Origin of the sequence: Myxococcus sp. RHSTA-1-4, assembly GCF_020037125.1 — a bacterium.
Taxonomy (GTDB): Bacteria; Myxococcota; Myxococcia; order Myxococcales; family Myxococcaceae; genus Myxococcus.
Genome location: NZ_JAIQDG010000043.1, coordinates 91824 through 95109, shown reverse-complemented (window position 1 = coordinate 95109; position 3286 = coordinate 91824). Strand labels below are relative to the sequence as shown.

At 69.5% G+C, this 3286-nt stretch carries 2 protein-coding genes and 1 pseudogene; 2 read left to right on the top strand and 1 reads right to left on the bottom strand.

The genetic code is table 11. The features are described from left to right. Positions 1-334: pseudogene (locus K8638_RS38805) on the bottom strand (hypothetical protein); the annotation flags it as partial. A gap of 627 nt (positions 335-961) precedes the next feature. Between K8638_RS38805 and K8638_RS38800 the strand changes: the two are divergent. Together K8638_RS38800 and K8638_RS38795 are read left to right on the top strand one after the other, a co-directional pair. Then, positions 962-1546, top strand: coding sequence for a hypothetical protein (locus K8638_RS38800; protein ID WP_223759783.1), 585 nt, complete (start codon positions 962-964; stop codon positions 1544-1546). 106 nt (positions 1547-1652) lie between these two features. Further along, positions 1653-2597, top strand: coding sequence for a DUF2381 family protein (locus K8638_RS38795; protein ID WP_223759782.1), 945 nt, complete (start codon positions 1653-1655; stop codon positions 2595-2597). Positions 2598-3286 lie beyond the last annotated feature (689 nt).

Below are 3286 nucleotides of genomic sequence, written 5' to 3'. Positions count from 1 at the left end.
CCGCCCACGCGGACGCGACCTCTTTCGACGCGCACAGCTCGCCCCAGTGGTCGGCGAGGAGCTCGATGTACGGGATCGGGTCGGCCTGATGTGCCTCGAACAGCCGCTCGAGCCAGGCGTCGCGCGTCTTCGCATCGGCGGGCGCGCTCGCGATGATGGGCACCAACTCCGCGATGGCGTGGTTCACGGCGGTGCCGATGGAGCCGGAGGAACTGTCGACGTGCTCGAGCGCAGGCGAGACGCGCTCAAGGAACTCGATGGCACCCTCGGCGGCGAGCGCGGGCTCCTTCTTCGCGACCCGCTTGAGCTCACCGACGGCCTGCTTGATGCGCATGATCGCCGGCTGAGACTTCCAACCGAAGGCGTGACGTCGGAACCGTGCCTTGAACTCCCACTTGTGGGCCCCAGCCTTCGCCATCTCCTGCGTTCTCCTTCTCCGAGGTGCGCTGCAATACGCGCTCGGCCGCTTCACGCTCGCGCGCAAGCCATGTCAGCCGCCCGGCCCATGCTACCAGGTATGCAGAGACCCGAACAACCTGCCAGGTTCGGCCGCGACTCGTGGCGAGGCGAGGCATGTCCGGACCAGCGGAAGACAGCAGGGCCTATCCATGGGAGCTGAAGCCCGGCGCGCGGGTGAACCGCTGGTGCGTCCTGGAGCGGTTGGGGAGTGGGAGCTACGGCGTCGTGTACCGCGTGGAAGCCGTGGACGCCCTGGGAACGGAGCGCCGAGGCAACGGGGCGGGAGCGTTTGCCGCGCGAGGGACGGGCGGTGGCGATGGGGATGCTGATGCTGCTCGGCCTCGTGGCGTTGCTCGCGACCTGGCGTGGGGGAGGGGCAGTGGCGCCAGCCGAGCCCCTGGGGATGGATTCTCCCGGGGCCCCTCCTGGAGGGACGCGGGAGCCGAAGGCGGCCGCGGCTCCAAGCTTGGTGGAGCGCCCGGCCAACACCGATGCTGCGCCCATGACCCAGCCCAAGGACACCACCGACGTGAAGCCATCTACACCCTCCAGGCCTCTCGCGAAGAAGCGCTTGAAGACACCGGAGGCCGTGCGCGCCGCGGCGGCCGCCGCATGCGTGGGAGCGGCCTGCGCCGGTCCCCAGCAGACCGAGCCGGAGCGACCCCTGGCGGCGCTGCGACAGCCGCGGCCTCCGCCAGAGGAGTGCCCGCCGGGCACGCTGGACACCAAGAAGGAACTCCAGATCGGCAAGGCCGGCGTCTCGACTCCGGACGGATTCATCGTTCCCTTCGAGACGGGCACCGCCACCCTCCGGGAGGGGCCCGCGGTTTTCGAGCTCAATGATTCCCTTGGCACGCTGCCTCGATACGGGACCACGGTCGTCGGGCGCCTGTTCTTCGCCGAGGGCCGTATCCACGGGTGGTTCACCGAGGCTCGCACGAGGGATGGCCGGAGCTTCCCTGTCTGCCTGGTGCTGCTGGATTCACATCGTGAAGCCGGCTGGGAGCCCGAGGGGGCGGGGGAAGAACCCGGCACGGTGCGCGCGATGCCGCTTGGAAAAGTCGGGTGGGTGAAGCGCTTCAAGTGACACATTGCTGGCCGCCACCCGGGCCGCGCCCTCCGCCTCTCGGCGTCATCGGCGCGGCGATGCCCGCGCGGGCGCCAGGGGCGTGACCTCCAGGAGATTCCGTCTCGTGCGCCTACCTTCTGTCTCCCTGCTGGCGCTCGCCCTCGTGACGGCGATGGGCACCACCGCTACCGCCACCGCGCAGCAGTCTCCGCCCGAGACGGGCCTCCGCCGCATCGAACTGCGTGCAGATGCGGCCGGTGCGAAGACCGAACTCCACATCAGTCCGGGTATCTCCACCGTGTTCACCTTCGATGTGAAGCTCGCGCGTGAACCGACGGGACGGCTCAAGGTGGAACTGGAGCGTGAAGACGCCTTCACGCGGGTGGATCCGGGGGAGTCTGTCCTCCGGCTCGTTCCTTCCCGCGAGCTGAAGGCGGGAGACCACCTGGGGCTGACCGTGCGCTTCGAGGATGGAGCGGCTCCGCCGACGGCCACCTTCGTCCTGAGGGTGACAGAGGACAGGGCGGACCGTCTGGTGGAGGTGGTTCGTGCGCCTCGTATGGAGGAGTCAGCCTCGCGGGAGGTGCGAGAAGCCTGGGCCGCCGTGCGCCAATGCGAGGGGGCGCTGGCCAGGGCCCAGGCCGCATCTGGAGGCCTGACAGCACTGCTGATCTCCAACTCGCTCACTGAAAACGGGGTCGTTACGCGAGACCTGCCGGAGGTGGCCGCACGATGGCAGGGCAGTGCGTTCATTGCGCGGCGGTTGCGCACCTACCGCGCCGACCGCCGGGTGCTCGTGGAGGTTGTTCTGCGGGCCCGCGATTCAGAGGGGCCCTGGACAGCTCGGAACGCGTCGCTCGCCGGGAGTGGGGGCGAGTTCCTGAAGATCCTCTCCGTGTGGCAGGAGTCCCCCGTCACCTCGGACCGTTCGGAACGAATCCTCGTCGAGGCCGAAGCCGACGAGTCGCTGTCCCCGGAGTCGTGGACGCTGTGGCTGTCAGAGGACAGCGGCAGCCGAGCCCTCGTCCTGAGCGGCATCGCCTTTGCCCCCCTGGGAGACGGGAAGTGAAGGACAGGTGCTCACCGGCTGGCAGGCCAGGCAATGCAGCGCGGTCAGGCTCGCCAGTCCTCAATGCTTCAGCTCCATTCCAGGCATGGGCGGAGCGGAGGCTGACCTCGAACGGAGAGGGGCCCCGTGGAGTGGACGCTCCATTCCGGATTCCAGGCATGGGCGGAGCGGAGGCTGACCTTGAACGGAGAGGGCCCGGTGGAGTGGACGCTCCATTCCGGACAGGAGGCTGGCCTTGAGCGGTGAGGGGCTCGCGGAACGGAGGCTCCATTCCGCGCAGGGGGGGCCGGTGGGGCTGGCGTGGCGGAGAGGCACGGGGCCATACGCGGTGTGGGCTGGGCAGGTCATGCGGAATGGAGGTTCCATTCCGCGCAGGGACGGCCCGGGAGTGCTCACATGAAGAAGCAGAGCCCAGGCACGGTCGGGACCAGGCCGTGCGGAGCGGACGTTCCATTCCGGACCTGGGCGGCCCGGCGGGAAGTCATGCTCTGGGCGACAGAGCCTGGGGCCTCGCAGGCTCTCAGGCTCCGGGCACTCCGAACGCACCCGAGGCACCGTTCCTGTTTCCGCGTGGTCGAGATGGCTCCGCGGCAGAACCCGTGCGCGTCCTGACGGAGCCGCGCCCGTTCTTCCGGACCACGGGGAGGCCCGCCAGGACCGGGGCACGTGGCCCCGGTCCTTTCGCCGTG